The sequence below is a fragment of the Clostridium sp. FP1 genome (assembly GCF_011065975.2).
In the GTDB taxonomy this organism is placed as follows: domain Bacteria; phylum Bacillota; class Clostridia; order Clostridiales; family Clostridiaceae; genus Clostridium_AD; species Clostridium_AD tagluense.
Map to the genome: position 1 here is coordinate 3,301,199 of NZ_JAAMNJ020000001.1, position 16,652 is coordinate 3,317,850.

Consider the following 16,652-nt stretch of genomic DNA (forward strand, 5'->3'; position numbering starts at 1 on the left):
TTACTTACATTATACTATTTCTTTCTTTTTATCTAAAAACTTAAAATCCTCTGCTACAACTTCCATACTATATTTTTTGTTTCCATCTTTATCTGTATAACTGCTGCTGCAAAGTCTACCTGTTAGACCAATTTGGCTTCCTTTCCCTAAATATTTGCACATAGTTTCTGCTAGTGTATTCCATACTAAAACATTTATAAAATCGGCTTCAGGTTGTGAGTCCTTACGTTGTATTCTATTAATTGCCAATGTAAATTTAGTATAAAACCCTTTTCCATCATTAAAATCTTTTAGTTCCAAATCTCTTGTTATTCTGCCTATCAATGATACATTATTCATAATATCTCTCCTTTTTTTTAATAGCTTTTTAAATTATTGACAGCAAAAATAATTTTTATACAAACAAATGTTTGCTTTTAAATTTATTGTTTTGGGGCAACAAAAAATTTTCGCCTTCCTAGAGTGAATCTAAGAAAGCGAAAGTATATTTTTTATCAAAAATTTATTTACTGTAATATATAGTCTTAATATTTTTTTCAATTTCCTCTTTAGTTCTTGTGTCAAAAGGATTATTAGTCATTGCCGTAACAAATAAATATGGAAAAGCATTTTTTAAATGCTTCATATACAAAACCCATTGACCTACGCTTGCTCTATATACTCTTTTTATATCAATTTCTAAATGTTCTTTTTCATCATCTCTTAGTTCTGATAAATTTCTTGAAGATAACTCATCTTGTAAATGAAAAACTGCAGTTAATAAATGCGTAAAAATTTCATGTTCTAATAATTTAAGTAAAAATTCCCTTTTACACAATAGAAATTCATTCATTCTTTCTAAATCAACTTTGCAAAATTCAATTTCATAGTTATAATTTTTGCATTTTTCTAATGCTTTTTTTTAATCTCTTTCTTCCCAACTTGGCTCAACTATCAGGGGATTTGCTATTTCATCTACCTTTGGATGAATTGATGTACAGTATTTTAAAATAGTAGTACCTACTTCATTAAAATATACACCTATTATTAAATTGAGTTTTTCCATTAAGGCCTCTCTCTCTTATTTTAATAACTCCATCTATAACTAATGATACAAATAAAACCTCAATAGGTATAAATGCTAAATCACCTACAATGTATAAGAATATATGATGTGCATCTCTAAAAACAAAATAGTGAAAACAATATAATAATGCTGATGAAAGTATCAATAATACCGAAAGTTTTAAACGCCAATCCGTTTTCTTCATGTTTGTCCCCCTCTGGAATTACTCTAAGTAAAATATTGACGCTTTTATAATTATTGATTCTTCGTGACTTCTATTTTGAATCATAAATTGTGAAATGATTTCTTTATCTGTTCTAGTTACTATTGCTAAATCACCTTGATTAAGATTTATTTTCCCATTTATTTCTGAATCTATTTCTATATCACCTTTTACTATGTAGAATGCTTCTGTTATTTGCGAAGACTTTTCAACATCATTCAGATTAATATCTTTAAACTCTCCTGCATTAACTGAAATCGCCTCTAATTTCCCTTTGTAACCTTTAGCCATCATTAAATTAAAATCTGTAACCTTACCAAAACTTTTTGTCACCCACTCTCCGCTAAAATTATCCTGCTGAAATGCTTTTAACATAGCATTGTGATGATTTTCATGTTCAAGAAGTAATTCTCCCTCAAGAACCATAATAATCCTAGATATGCCTTGCAAAAAAGTAAATGTAGAAGATTCTACTTGGACCTTTGCAGAACTAAGCCTCCATTTAAAACTACGAAGACTATATTGTGAATCCACAGGATAAATGTAAAGTTCAGTTGTCGTACCACCAGACCATTCACTTGTTTTATGTTGGTTTTTTTTAATTACTTCAATATTGCATGACATTTATATATCCTCCTTTTTTTATAAGCCTACTAGTAACATAAATTTAAAAAAATCAATAATGAAAATAATAGGAATTAAGTATATACTCAACATTATACTTATCACATAATTTTTTCAGATAAATCTTAACCTTTTCTTTATGTTCTAAATCCATTAGAAGTTTTTTAAAATGCGCATGCTCTTTATCAGAAGCACTATTTTTCACATACCCCCAAACATGTTCGCAAGTGTTTATAAAACTTCCATTCTCTACAGGAAAATTCATTACTTCATCTGTGTACTCATAGAATTCCTGAATACTGCAATTTTCTTTAACAAGGCGGCTACACTCTTTATAATATTTATAATTTCTTTCCATTAGCAAATATTTATATTTTGCCCACTGCTTTTCTGTAATTACATGCTTTAATTTCTTATTCATATTACTAACTACAAGATTGCATTTTATAGCTGAAACATCCTTATCTTTTACTTCTAACATAATATCAAGATTAAACTCTTTAACTTCTTCATAGTATTCTAGAAAGTTTTTAATTATTATAGTATTTGAATGCGCCCCTACATGTTTATGTAAATCTTGTTGACTATAATGGACTTTTGGATTTCCATCTTCTTCTTTCCATGTTTTAGCTACCCTATTCATTATCTCTTTTATTGGAATCTCCATTTCATGGTTACACTCATGGTGAAGGTTATCAAATATTACTGGTATATTAATTTTACCACTTACGAAAAGTAAATCATTAATATTGAATGTTCTATCATCATTTTCAATTACAAGCCTATTCTTTACTGATAGCGATAATCTTTTATAGTTTTCAATAAACCTATTCATAGCGGAAGCCTTATCTCCATAACCACCACCAATATGAAGTATTATCTTATTCTCTCCGTCTACCCCTAATGCATCAAGAAGTCTAGCATGATATTCCAAATCTTTAATTGCTTTTTCTACAATGTCTTCTTTTTCTGCATTAAGAACTGTATACTGTCCTGGATGCATAGAAACCCTCATACCACATTTTCTTATATATTCCCCTATTTCATTTAATTCATTTTGAAAATATTTATGCCAAGGAATTTCATTAATACTATGGCTTCCTAGTGGAACTATATCTGAGCTTATTCTAAATAACTTTATGTTATACTTCTCATTATTCTCTAGTATTTCTCTCAAATCTATTAGATTTTGCTCTAATACCTCTAAAAGCATCTTTTCGGAAAAATTTTTCAGCGTTAATCTTCTGTTTGTTCTTGCATCTATTGTAAGCGGTATGCATGCATATCCAATTTTCATGTTTTCCTCCTGTTCATATTTATAATTATAAAAAACTATACGTATATTGCTACTACTTCTGCCAGGTTATTCTTCTATATTAATCACATAATTGTCGTTAAAAAAGCAATAAAAGATTAAGAAAGCATAAATAACTCTCTTAACCCTTTTATCACTATACACCAATATAAATTAAACTTCAAATAAATATAAGTCACTTATTATTTCATAAATTATTGAAAATCAAATACATTTTCAAATTTGGGCTTTATGACGAATTTACCTTGTTTATCTATGAACCCCCACTTATTATCCATTTTAACCGCTGCTACACCTTCTGAAAAGTCTGAAGCTGATTCAAAGGTAGGTTTAATGGTCCAATGCAACTTACTGTCCATATAACCCCATTTATCATTTTTTTCTATTGCTACTAAGCCTTCAGAGTACTTTAATTTGGAATAGGGGTTATTATCAAATTTAGGTTCTATTATAAAATCCCCCTTTTTATTTATTATTCCCCACTTATTTTCAGTTTTTACTGCAGCTAATCCATCTGAAAAATCTGATACATCTTCAAACTTAGGTTGTATTAAAAAAGTACCATTTTTATCAATAATACCCCATTCATCCTTTACTTTCACAAAAGCAAGCCCACCCGAAAAGTCCTCTGCATCATCAAATTGGGGTTTTATAATGAAATTCCCTTTTTTATCTAAATACCCCCATTTATAGTTATAACAAGCAGGTATTAGCCCTTCAGAAAATTCTACAACTTGAAAATTTCTAGAATAATTCCCGATATCATCAAATACAGGTTCAATTATAAATGAACCACTTTTATCTATGCATCCCCATTTTCCATCACTACAGATTACTGCAGCCCCTTCTTTAAAATTTCCAAGTGAAGTGCCCTTAAATTTAGGTTCTATAACCATAGTCCCTTTTTTATCTATATAGCCATATTTACCATTTTGGCTTGCTAATGCTAATCCTTCTGAAAAATTATATGCATTGTCAAAATTTGGCTTTATAGACCATTCCCCCTTTATATCTATATACCCATACTTATTTTCATATTCAGCAGAAGCTAACCCTTCTGAAAATTTTCCTACTGCACTAAACTTTGGCTTAATAACCCACTGACCACCCTTATCAATAAAACCCCACTTTCCTTCATAATTAGCAGCTACCATATTACTCTTCTTCGTAGCCTCCAGATTATTCAAATTTACAATTTCCTTGCCTTTTTTACTTACTGAAGGTAAACATATGATTAGCCCTGTTATTAAAATAGTAACTGCTGTTATTCGTATTCTTTTATTTTTTTCCACATATTACATCTCCTCGTAACTAAAATAATTAAAACAATTCGTAATTAATTGGTAATATATTACATATAATACCACCATAAAGTGCTCGTGTAAATAGATTTTACAAAATATGTAATATATTTTATACATTGAAACTATTAAATTTATTTATTTTTTTTGTAATAGTAAGACTATAAAATTCCCTAAAAAAATAAAACCTTATAGGTTTCATTTTTTTAGGGAATCGTGATGCTAAGGATTTATTCAAATTTTAGAATCTACTACCCTGTTAAATCATCACCTGCAGTGCTGCAGTATTAACGACTTCAGAAGGAGATTTACCCCCTTGCAGACCTCTGGGGGGATAACAATTATCAATTGTTATCCCCCCAGTGAAGTTTTATTTTTGTTGTAGTATGTAACCCCCACTTATAAAAGTGGGAGACTTTCCTTCTGAAATGTCGTTAAAATAAATCAATTAAATCACCAGCATTATTTTTCAACCTATCTACAGAGTGAATATACCGATTAGTGGTGGCTAAATTTTTATGCGCGGCAAAATCCCGAACTTTTTCTACGGTAGCCCCTTCTAAAATTGCTAGAGTAATGGCTGTATGCCTAGTAGAATGAACTTGCAGTTTTTTATCTATGCCTGCATTTTTGCATACTTTTTTTATCATGTAATTTAAAGTACTTGCATCTAATTTTTCTTTATTCTTGCCATTACTGGAATGACCAATAAATAAATACTCCTCTCCACTATATAACTTATTTCTCTTAGTAAGCAGAATATACTCGTTAATCATAACAAGAACGTTTTTTTGAAGTTTTACTATATCCTCCTTGCCACCCTTTCTCCTTACTTTAACTACATCATAACCAGTATAAGTAGTAACATGTTTTATTTTAATATTTATAATTTCTGATTTTCTTAAAGCAGTGGTTAATGCGAGTACTAATATAGTTTTATTTCTATGGCCCAATATAGTAGTTGTATCTATACTACTTAATAAAACCTTACACTCTTCTTTTGTTAAAAACTCAGTTTCCTTGTTGTTTATAACTGGTTTTTCTTCTTTTAAATTTCCAAAAGGATTATATTTAATTATATGAATATCTGTAGAGTTATCTTGGTATTTTAATAACCATTTATATAGTGCACTCAATGATGATATTTTCCGATTTATAGTAGCAGAAGACATATTTTTATCCATTAATTTTATTATATAATTTTGTGTATTTACTATAGAAACTTTTCTAATATCTTCTATACTGATATCAGAAATAGAGTCTACGCTGAAATAATCTTTTATATCGCGTTCATAGCTTTTAGCAGTATAAATACTTTTTCTAGCTTTGATCTCAAGAAAATACCATATAAAATGTTTATTGCCTAAAAATACGTTTGAATCACAATTGTATTCTATAATTTTTTTTATCATATATATTCTCCCTTAATATTTTCCTTTTTCTATGAATTTTAAAAAGCTGCAAACAGTAAGTTAGCAGCTTTTTAAAGTATACAGACTATAATGCATCTTTGACTTGTTATTTTTTAAATGATTAATTACTCTTCTAAGGAGCTAATTAGGTTTATTATTTCTTCTAAGGCTAATTTTTCATCATCACCATTTGCTATAACGTTTACAGTGCTGTTAGAACCAACACCAAGAGATAAAATACCTATTAAACTCTTAATATTGGCCTTTTTACCCATATATTCTAAACCTATATCGGATTTGAAAGAAGCAGCTTTCCTTACTAATAATGTAGCTGGCCTTGCATGCAGCCCTTTTGGATTACTAACCATAACTTCTCTTGTTACCAATTCACTTCACCCCAATACTTTAATAATAGCATGAGCTAATATATAAAAGTTTACTATTAACTCATACTATTATAATAGCATTAAAAAGTATGTAAATCAATTTTAAATATTTTCAACAAACTTTGCTATTCTATCAATTCCATTTTTTATGTTTTCCATTGAAGTAGCATAGGATAGTCTAATAAAATTATCTGCTCCAAATGCAATACCGGGTATAACCGCAACTTTTTCCTTTTGAAGTAAAAGTTCTGAAAATTGGAATGAATCTTTTATAATTTTTCCATCTATTGATTTATTTAAGACTTTGCACAAATTTACCATAACATAGAAAGCACCTTCAGGTTCTATGCAAGATAAATTACTGATACTATTAATTCTTTCTACCATATAATCTCGCCTTAGCTTAAATTGTTCAACCATAATGTGCATATCATCTTGCTTACCGTTTATTGCTTCAACTGATGCATATTGGGCAATTGAATTAGGATTCGAGGTAGTATGGCTTTGAAGGTTAGACATCAATGCTATTATTTCTGTACTAGCAGCAGCATACCCTATTCTCCATCCTGTCATAGCGTAAGCCTTAGAAACACCATTGATTACAATAGTTCTATTATAAGCATCCTCTGAAAGGGTTGCTATACTAATATGAGGATTAGTTCCATATAATAATTTTTCATAAATTTCATCTGATATTATAAATAAATTGTTTGTTTTTGCAAAATCAGCAATTTCTATAAGTTCTTCCCTTGAATATACTGTCCCTGTAGGATTATTCGGACTATTTAATACTATTGCTTTAGATTTAGAGGTTATTGCTCTATTTAGGTTTTCAATTGTTAATTTGAATTTGTGTATTTCTTCGGTTTGTACATAAACAGGTTCTCCATCTGCTAATTTAACTAGTTCTGGATAACTTACCCAATACGGAACTCCTATTAACACTTCGTCTCCTGGATTTAAAATAGTTTGAAAAACATTAGCTAAGCATTGTTTTGCTCCAGTTGAAACTATAATTTGCGATGGTATATAAGTTAAGTTATTATCATTCTTTAACTTTTGAATTATTGCATGTTTTAACTCAATAATACCTGATGAAGCTGTATATTTGGTCTTTCCTTCTTGAATTGCTTTTATAGCCGCATCTTGAATGTTTTTTGGTGTATTAAAATCAGGTTCACCAGCACCAAAACCTATGACATCTATTCCATCAGCCCTCATTTTTTTTGCCTTTGCAGTTATATCCAATGTTAAAGATGGTGATATTTGTTTAGCTTTTTTAGAAAAAATCATTTTTTTACCCCCAACACATATATTATTTGTATATTTTTACATGAATTTGATTTAAATTAGATAATTGAATTTTTGCCTTCATTTATAAATAAAGTGAAGGATATAATTCATATACTACTAATATAGCATTTTTCTTTTGTAATGTAAATAGTACAAATTTCTATAAAAAAATAAAGAGCTTATACCACAAGCCCTTTTTATATTTATTATCTAGGTTGAACTATTAATTTAATTGCAGTTCTTTCTTCGCCTTCTATTATTACATCTGTAAAAGCAGGTATACAAACTAGGTCAACACCACTAGGTGCGACAAACCCTCTTGCTATAGCAATAGCCTTAACTGCTTGATTAATTGCACCAGCACCTATTGCTTGAATTTCTGCTGCTCCTTTTTCTCTTAGTACTCCTGCTAAGGCTCCTGCTACTGAATTTGGGCTAGATTTTGCCGAAACTTTTAACACTTCCATAATAAACCTCCTATTAGCCAATTTAATTGCTACATTTGTATTATTCTACAAACATAAAAAAAATCCTCTTAAAATTTGGAAATTTTCTAAATTTTAAGAGGAGTAAATATTATATTGGTTTATTTAGCATAATCAATGGCTCTTGTTTCTCTGATTACATTCACCTTAATTTGGCCTGGATATTCTAGTTCATTTTCAATTCTTTTAACTAGATTTCTTGCCAATTCAACAGCACCTGCATCATCAACTATTTCTGGTTTAATCATGATTCGAACTTCTCTTCCAGCTTGAATAGCATATGACTTTTCTACGCCTTCATAGGAATTTGCAATTTCTTCTAATTTTTCTAGTCTTTTAATATAGGCTTCCAAAGTTTCTCTTCTTGCACCTGGTCTTGCAGCTGATATAGCATCTGCTGCTTGAACTAGTATTGCTTCAAGAGACTGCAGTTCAACGTCACCATGATGAGCTGCAATAGCATTTACTACAATAGCTGATTCGTGGTGTTTCTTTGCTATCTCTGCACCTATAAGTGCATGAGGTCCTTCAACTTCATGGTCTACAGCTTTACCTATATCATGAAGTAGTCCACACCTTTTAGCAAGAGTTGGATCAATTCCCAGTTCAGAGGCCATAAGTCCAGCTAAATATGAAACTTCAATAGAATGCTTTAATACATTTTGACCATAACTAGTTCTGTATTTAAGCCTTCCAAGTAGTCTAATAATTTCTGAATGAAGACCATGCACTCCTGTTTCAAAAGTAGCTTGTTCTCCTTCTTCTCTTATATCACTCTCAACCTCTTTTTTAGCTTTTTCTACCATTTCTTCAATTCTAGCAGGATGAATTCTTCCATCCACTATTAGCTTCTCAAGTGCTATTCTAGCAACTTCACGCCTTATAGGATCAAATGCTGAAAGAATTACTGCTTCAGGTGTATCATCTATTATTAAATCAACGCCTGTAAGTGTTTCTAGAGTTCGAATATTTCTACCCTCTCTACCTATTATTCTTCCCTTCATCTCATCATTAGGAAGTGAAACTACATGAACTGTTGTTTCTGCAACATGATCAGCAGCGCATCTTTGAATAGCATAAGTAATAATTTCTCGTGCTTTTTTATCGGCTTCTTCTTTTGCCTTAGTCTCAATTTCTTTAATCATAATTGCGGCATCATGTTTAATTTCTTTTTTAATTTCATCTAATAAAACTTGTTTTGCTTCATCGGCTGTTAACCCTGATAGTCTTTCTAATTCTTCCCTTTGTTTTGTGTATAAATCTTGAATACTTGCTTCTAACATCTCAATTTCTTGTTGCTTTTTATTAAGATTTTCTTCTTTTCTCTCCAGCACATCACTTTTTTTATCTAAAGATTCCTCTCTTTGGATATTTCTTCTTTCTAACCTCTGAACTTCATTACGTCTTTCTCTTGATTCTTTTTCTAAATCAGTTCTAAGTCTGTGAACTTCTTCTTTGGCTTCTAAAATAGCTTCTTTCTTTTTTGTTTCAGATTCTTTTGAACTTTCATCAAGAATTTTTTTAGCTTCTTTTTCAGCCTTAGAAATATTTGCTTGAGATATATTTTTTCTAGTATAAATTACAACAAAAATACCCACTAAAACAACAACCAAAATAGCACAAACTATTAAGATCATTCGACTATTAGTATCCATCGATTATCAACACCTCCTTTGCTTATTTTCGAGTCTATTTAAGAGTAAACATGAAAGCTAGAGAAGGTGTAATATTTATTCAATTGGTAGCAGTTTGAATATGCTAAACCAGTATTTGTATTTATTTTATATTACTTTTCAATTAATGTCAAGATTTTAACATTTAAATAAATTATTTTACTTTACTATCATACAATAATTATGCTAAACAATAATATGATACACCTTAAAAAGCATCTACTTCACATTATTATAGTAATAATATTCCACAGTTATACTTAGAATATACTAGTTAAATTAAGATAACATATAGCCTCTAATAATGAAAAGAAGAAAAAAAAGCAAGTAGCCACTTGCTTTTATTCTTCCTTTTTACTAACTTCTTTTATTTCTTTTACTTGTTTTACTTCTTTCTTATCAATTACTGGAGCTTTTGATAAAGGTAGATTATATTTTTCTCTGATTTTATTTTCTATTTCAAACATTACCAGAGCATTGTCTTTAAAGTATTGTTTTGCATTTTCTCTTCCTTGTCCAAGACGTATATCTCCATAGGCAAACCATGCTCCACTTTTTTGTACAATTTCTTCTTTAACGCCTATATCTAAAACATCTCCCTCACGAGATATACCTTCACCGTACATAATATCAAATTCAGCCTGTTTAAATGGAGGAGCAACTTTATTTTTGACTATTTTTATTCTTGTTCTATTACCCATAAATTGATCACCTTGTTTAATTGTATCTATTCTTCTGATATCTATTCTAACAGAAGCATAAAATTTTAATGCTCTACCACCAGGAGTTACTTCTGGATTTCCAAACATTACTCCAACTTTTTCTCTTAATTGGTTTATAAATACAATAACACATTTTGATTTATTTATAGATCCAGCAAGTTTTCTTAGTGCTTGTGACATAAGTCTTGCTTGCAATCCTATATGAGAGTCCCCCATTTCGCCTTCAATTTCGGCTTTAGGCACCAATGCGGCTACTGAATCCACAACAATAACATCTATAGCCCCTGAACGAACTAAGGCCTCTGTAATCTCTAAAGCCTGCTCACCAGTGTCTGGTTGAGAAACTATTAAATCATCTATATTAATTCCTAATGATTTAGCATAAATAGGATCTAGTGCATGCTCTACATCAATAAATGCAGCTGTACCGCCTTCTTTCTGTGCTTCTGCCACTATATGTAGTGCAACTGTAGTTTTACCTGAAGATTCTGGTCCAAAAATTTCAATCATTCTTCCTCTAGGAACACCACCTATACCGAGCCCTATATCCAGTCCCAAACAACCAGTAGAAATAGCATCTAAATTTAAAGTACTATGGTCTCCCAGTTTCATTATTGAACCTTTACCAAATTGTTTCTCTATTTGACCCATAGCTGCTTCTAGTGCTTTTAATTTTTCATTATTCATACATTTCCCCTTAGGGTTCACCATCCTTCTCATTACGAACATTTGTTCTATGTTAAGTATACACCATTTGTTTTGCATGGTCAACATGCAAAATAAAAATTCCTAGTTTTTCCTTCTCTTGGAATATTACAATATTAACCCCATTATTTGTATTATTAACAAATTATAATAAATTAATCACTTATCAATTCTAATTGAGTCTTTATTTTTAACAAAATAGTCAACTCCTGATATTATTGTAATAATTACTGCAGCAGCCATAAATATATCAGTTAATACATTTAAAATCGGATGTACATAAGATAAGTTTAATAATGCTGTAATTATAGCAACTATTTGAATAACAGTTTTTATTTTCCCCCACCAGCTAGCTGCAATTACTTTTCCTTCTGAGGCAGCTATTGTTCGAAGACCTGAAACTGCAAATTCTCTAGCAATTATAATCATAGCTACCCAACTAGCTACAATCTGAAGTTCCACTAAGGAAACAAGTGCAGCAGTTACCAACAGTTTATCAGCTAGAGGATCCATAAATTTACCGAAATTAGTTATTTGGTTTCTGCTTCTAGCTATATATCCATCTAATTTGTCTGTAAGAGAAGCTACTATGAAAATAATAGTAGCCACTTCTCTTCCATAAGGTATGTCTTGAACTGCCATAAATATTAAAAATATAGGCACTAGAAAAATTCGGAGCATTGTAAGTTTATTCGCAAGATTCATAGCACACAACTCCTATTAAATCGTATTCTAAAGCTTTAGTAACTTTGACATTAACAAATTCTCCCTTATTATACACCACATCAGATTCAAAGAAAATATTTCCATCAACCTCTGGTGCCATTTCATAACCCCTGCCAAAATATGTTTTATCATTAACCCCTTCTACTAAAACCTTGTATGTTTTTCCTATCTTTTTACTATTTAGTTCTTTGGATATACTTTGTTGTATTAACATCAGTTCTTCTTCACGTTTTACTTTTATATCTTCAGAAATTTGATTTTCCATTTCTGCTGCGGCAGTACCATCTTCCATTGAATACTTAAATACTCCCAATTTATCAAATTTAGTTTCTTTAATAAACTGTTTTAACTCCTGAAAATCTTCCTCTGTTTCACCTGGGAATCCAACAATAAGTGTAGTTCTAAGATTTACTCCAGCAATGTTTTTTCTCATCTTGTTTATGTTTTCTGTTATAATATGCTTTCTTCCTTTTCTTCTCATGGATTTAAGAATATCATCACTTATATGTTGGATTGGTATATCTACATATTTGCATACTTTATCGTTAATTGATATTTCATTTATAATTTCATCCGTAATTTCTTCTGCATAACAGTAAAGTACTCTAATCCATTCAATTTCACTTATTTCAGAAATTTTCCTTATCAGCTTATGCAAGGTTTTCTCACCGTATAAATCAATACCATATCTAGTAGTATCTTGAGCAACTAAAATAATTTCTTTGCAACCATGCTGGCTTAAGTCCTTAACCTCTTGTACTATATTTTCCATCTTTCTGCTTCTATATTTACCTCTAATATTTGGTATTGCACAATATGCGCAAGCATTATCACAACCCTCTGATATTCTAACATAAGCAGTGCACGTTCCTGTAGTTAGTACCCTTTGACCTTCATTAATATTTTCATCACTATAACTATAATGTTGTACTTTAATATTTTTAGAAAGCACCTCTTCTATACTATTTAGTAACTTACTATAATCATTGACACCCAACATTATATCAAGTTCTGGCATAAGCTCAAGCAGTTCTGCTCCATAACGCTGAGTAAGGCACCCAGTTGCAATTAAAACCGTACACTTGTATTTGTCTTTGTATTTTGACATTTCTAAAATAGTGTCTATTGATTCTTGTTTTGAAGATTCTATAAATCCACAAGTATTTACTAAAATTATATTTGCAAGTTTAGGATCGTTTGTAATATCATATTTTTCACTTAAACTACCTATTATAATCTCACTATCAATTCTATTTTTATCACAACCTAAATTTATAACTCCAACTTTTAATTTTTCCACGGGTCATCCTCCTTGTTTATATACCTTTTTAGATAACATTTAACTGTTATCTTCCTTGTTTGGTTTTATAAGTGAATAATAGTTATTAACTATTAACCTCATACATTTGTACACATAAATTATTGTAAATGTGATTTACAAATTAAACAAGGGTATTTGCAGTTTTTCTTACATAAATTTATATTATTAATCTTTTAATTCACTCTGGCTTAATAATATTTCTCTAGGCTTACTTCCATTTCTACCTGAAATAATTCCACGTTCCTCCATTTGCTCTATAATTCTTGCTGCTCTATTATACCCTATTTTTAGCTTACGTTGCAATAAGGAAGTGGACGCTTGATCATTTTCAACTACTATTTTAATTGCTTCATTTAATAACTCATCAATATCGCAAGCCTCATCTTTATTACTTAAACTACCTTCTATTTGGTCTATTATTTCTTTTTCATAGTTTAATTCTGAGTTCTGACTTTTTATAAAATCAACCACTCGCTCAACTTCTTCTTCTGATACAAAAGCCCCTTGAATTCTAAATGGTTTAGCCTCTCCTACAGGGTAAAAAAGCATATCGCCTTTACCTAGCAATTTTTCTGCACCAGCAGAATCTAAAATTGTTCTTGAATCTATTTGACTTGAAACTGCAAAGGATATTCTTGAAGGTATATTGGCCTTTATAACCCCTGTAATAACATCTACTGATGGTCTTTGCGTGGCAATTACTAAATGCATACCAGCCGCTCTTGCCATTTGTGCCAGTCTTCCAATGTATTCTTCTACGTCACTCGCACAAACAGTCATGAGGTCTGCTAATTCATCAATTATAATTACTATCCAAGGTAATTTATTTTCTTCAATACCTTTATTAACTAGTTCATTATATCCTTCAATATTACGTACATTGTTTTCAGCGAAAAGTTTGTACCTTCTTGTCATTTCATTTACAGCCCAATTTAAAGCGCCTGCAGATTTTTTGGGATCCGTTACAACTGGTATCAATAGATGTGGTATTCCATTATAAATATTTAATTCAACTACCTTCGGGTCAATTAATAAAAGCTTAACCTCCTCTGGAGAATATTTATAAAGTAAACTTATTATTAATGAATTTATACAAACACTCTTTCCAGATCCCGTAGCTCCCGCTACCAGCAAATGAGGCATTTTCGTTAAATCTGAAACAACACAATTACCCCCTATATCTTTTCCTAGACTAAAGGATAAATTTTTATTTGTAGCTGAAAATTCATTTGACTCTATTACCTCTCTTAGGTAAACTGCACTTAACTCTTTATTTGGCACTTCAATGCCTACAGCTGCCTTACCAGGTATAGGGGCTTCAATTCTTACACCAGAAGAAGCCAAATTCAATGCAATATCATCTGCTAAATTTACAATTTTGCTGACCTTAACACCTGCATTTGGTTGAAGCTCAAATCTTGTCACTGAAGGTCCTTTTGTAACTTGAATAACTTTTGCTTCAACTCCAAAGCTACTTAATGTTTCTTGCAACTTAGTAGCACTACTAAGCAACTCTTTTTTATCATTTTTATTCATTTTGGAAGTAGTATTTTCATTTAATAAATCCACAGTTGGAAAATCATATTTATAATTTGATTTTGAATGCGCACTATTTAATTGAATTTCTTGTTCTACTTCTTGTTTAATAGAATTATCTATATGCTTTTCTTTAGATACGCCTGCATCGCCTTGTTTAATATCATTAACAGTTTCTTCTTTATTTACAATTTCCACTTCTGACGCAACTTCACTCGATCTTATAAAATCAAATATTTTAATTTTATTGTTACTTCCTTTAATAAAATCATTTTTTTCTTCATTTGGTAGTATCAATTCTTCTTGCTTATCACTATTTTCTATATATAACTCCTTATTATTATTAGTCTTCTTAGTCTTTTTAGTCTTTTCAGTTACAAATTTATCCTTTAGATCGAAACAAATGTCATGCCAAGATATTTCTAATATTAAAGTTAAACATATAACATAAATACCAATAAAAATTATAAAAGTTCCCACAGCTCCAAATAATGTATGCAGTGGTACATCAATTGAATAACTAATAATCCCACCATGCAGCACATGCTCTGAATTGTATATTTTATTTATTCCCTGCCAAAACTCACCTTTAGCATAATACTTATTGAAAGACAGCATTTGTATAAATAGCAATGTATTTATTATAAAAAGTATTATTCCATAAAACTTCTTACTGAAGTTTATCTTACCTTTCTTAAGGATGGAGCATATACCAATAAATATTATCAAAAACGGCGAAAAGTATGCACCTACCCCTAGTATTGCAAAAAGTAAGTGGTTAATAAAATCTCCTATAGTACCTGATATAGAATCAGAACTTGAAAACATAGTAGAGAAGATACTAAATAAAATCAATATGCCTATTGTTATTAAAATAATTCCAAAAATTTCACTATCAGAACCTACACTACTACTAACTTTAGATTTAGTTTTTTTTCTAGTCAAAGTATCACCTCCATTCTTAATATTTCTACAAATTTTAGAAATCTCCTTTAACTTTATATAGATTTATAGATGAATTTTAAACTATAACATAAAAAACTCAATTACTCTTATGGGTTATGGTAAAAAAATCAATAAAATAGATATAAATAGGCCCATAGAACCTATTTATATCTATTTTTAAGCTTTATCTATCATTTCATTTAATTTTGATAAGGCTTCACTAATTCCACCAACCTCATCTATTAATCCATTATCAACTGCTTGTTTTCCGATAAGTATAGTGCCCATATCATTTAAAAGTTCATCAGTTTGAAGCATTAACCTATTTACGGTTTCCTTATCGATTCGAGAAGTTCTAATAATAAATTCAGTTATTCTTTCTTGCATTTTATTAAAATATTCAAAAGTTTGGGGAACCCCTATTATCAAACCATTCATTCTTATAGGGTGAATTATCATAGTTGCAGATGGTGATATGAATGAATAGGTAGCAGCTGTTGCGAGGGGGATACCTATTGAATGGCCACCGCCAACTACTAGTGATACTGTTGGTTTGCTAACACTTCTAATCATCTCAGCTATTGCAAGGCCTGCTTCCACATCTCCTCCTACAGTATTTAGAACTATAAGGATACCTTTTACTTTTTCATCCCTTTCCATAGCAATTAGCTCTGGAATAACATGTTCATACTTAGTAGTTTTGGTTTGAGGAGATAACATCATATGTCCTTCTATTTGACCAATAATAGACAAAATTTGAATTTTGTCGCTTTGAGTTGGAACATTAGTTACTCCCAGTTCTTTGATATTTTCAACCTGCTGATTTGAATTTTCCACAATAATTTCACTTTTCTTATCTTCTTTATTGTTTTGATCTTTTGGCATTTGCATTCCTCCTAATCCATCTTTATTTTGTGCATTAAGAGAAACTATATACATT

Annotated in this window: 17 protein-coding genes; all 17 read right to left on the reverse strand. The window is 30.3% G+C overall.

The window, feature by feature from the left end; all coding sequences use genetic code 11:
• Positions 1-9: 9 nt before the first annotated feature.
• Complete coding sequence (locus tag G9F70_RS16120; RefSeq protein WP_164944164.1) at positions 10-339, reverse strand: single-stranded DNA-binding protein; 330 nt, start codon at positions 337-339, stop codon at positions 10-12.
• Positions 340-502: 163 nt separating this feature from the next.
• Positions 503-832, reverse strand: a complete 330-nt coding sequence (locus G9F70_RS16125) for a hypothetical protein (protein WP_164944165.1) — start codon at positions 830-832, stop codon at positions 503-505.
• 69 nt (positions 833-901) lie between these two features.
• Positions 902-1,045 (reverse strand): hypothetical protein, encoded by a 144-nt coding sequence (locus G9F70_RS16130; RefSeq protein ID WP_164944166.1) that lies wholly within the window; start codon positions 1,043-1,045, stop codon positions 902-904.
• On the reverse strand, positions 1,008-1,250 hold the full coding sequence (locus tag G9F70_RS16135; protein WP_164944167.1) for a hypothetical protein: 243 nt from the start codon (positions 1,248-1,250) through the stop codon (positions 1,008-1,010). Before G9F70_RS16135 ends, G9F70_RS16130 begins: the two co-directional genes overlap by 38 nt.
• Positions 1,251-1,268: 18 nt before the next feature.
• Entirely contained in the window at positions 1,269-1,892 is a 624-nt protein-coding gene (locus G9F70_RS16140; protein ID WP_164944168.1) for a HutD family protein, read from the reverse strand.
• Between the two features lie 52 nt (positions 1,893-1,944).
• Entirely contained in the window at positions 1,945-3,189 is a 1,245-nt protein-coding gene (gene uvsE / locus G9F70_RS16145) for a UV DNA damage repair endonuclease UvsE (RefSeq protein ID WP_164944169.1), read from the reverse strand.
• Positions 3,190-3,401: 212 nt separating this feature from the next.
• Positions 3,402-4,499, reverse strand: a complete 1,098-nt coding sequence (locus tag G9F70_RS16150) for a WG repeat-containing protein (protein WP_164944170.1) — start codon at positions 4,497-4,499, stop codon at positions 3,402-3,404.
• Between the two features lie 443 nt (positions 4,500-4,942).
• Positions 4,943-5,920, reverse strand: coding sequence for a tyrosine-type recombinase/integrase (locus G9F70_RS16155; protein WP_164944171.1), 978 nt, complete (start codon positions 5,918-5,920; stop codon positions 4,943-4,945).
• A 125-nt stretch (positions 5,921-6,045) separates the two neighbouring features.
• Complete coding sequence (locus G9F70_RS16160; protein WP_164944172.1) at positions 6,046-6,306, reverse strand: HPr family phosphocarrier protein; 261 nt, start codon at positions 6,304-6,306, stop codon at positions 6,046-6,048.
• Between the two features lie 102 nt (positions 6,307-6,408).
• Positions 6,409-7,599, reverse strand: a complete 1,191-nt coding sequence (locus G9F70_RS16165) for a pyridoxal phosphate-dependent aminotransferase (RefSeq protein ID WP_164944173.1) — start codon at positions 7,597-7,599, stop codon at positions 6,409-6,411.
• A gap of 206 nt (positions 7,600-7,805) precedes the next feature.
• On the reverse strand, positions 7,806-8,066 hold the full coding sequence (locus G9F70_RS16170) for a stage V sporulation protein S (RefSeq protein WP_124999118.1): 261 nt from the start codon (positions 8,064-8,066) through the stop codon (positions 7,806-7,808).
• 119 nt (positions 8,067-8,185) lie between these two features.
• A complete protein-coding gene (rny, locus tag G9F70_RS16175) occupies positions 8,186-9,739 on the reverse strand; it encodes a ribonuclease Y (RefSeq protein WP_224617623.1) in 1,554 nt (517 codons plus the stop codon).
• Positions 9,740-10,098: 359 nt separating this feature from the next.
• The gene (gene recA, locus G9F70_RS16180) at positions 10,099-11,166 is read right to left on the reverse strand and encodes a recombinase RecA (protein WP_164944174.1); all 1,068 of its coding nucleotides are present in this window, start codon (positions 11,164-11,166) and stop codon (positions 10,099-10,101) included.
• A 177-nt stretch (positions 11,167-11,343) separates the two neighbouring features.
• A complete protein-coding gene (gene pgsA, locus G9F70_RS16185; protein WP_124999114.1) occupies positions 11,344-11,889 on the reverse strand; it encodes a CDP-diacylglycerol--glycerol-3-phosphate 3-phosphatidyltransferase in 546 nt (181 codons plus the stop codon).
• Positions 11,873-13,210 (reverse strand): 30S ribosomal protein S12 methylthiotransferase RimO, encoded by a 1,338-nt coding sequence (gene rimO, locus G9F70_RS16190; protein WP_164944175.1) that lies wholly within the window; start codon positions 13,208-13,210, stop codon positions 11,873-11,875. Before rimO ends, pgsA begins: the two co-directional genes overlap by 17 nt.
• Before the next feature lie 186 nt (positions 13,211-13,396).
• A complete protein-coding gene (locus G9F70_RS16195) occupies positions 13,397-15,712 on the reverse strand; it encodes an FtsK/SpoIIIE family DNA translocase (RefSeq protein WP_224617625.1) in 2,316 nt (771 codons plus the stop codon).
• A 177-nt stretch (positions 15,713-15,889) separates the two neighbouring features.
• Positions 15,890-16,597, reverse strand: coding sequence for a ClpP family protease (locus G9F70_RS16200; RefSeq protein ID WP_164944176.1), 708 nt, complete (start codon positions 16,595-16,597; stop codon positions 15,890-15,892).
• Positions 16,598-16,652 lie beyond the last annotated feature (55 nt).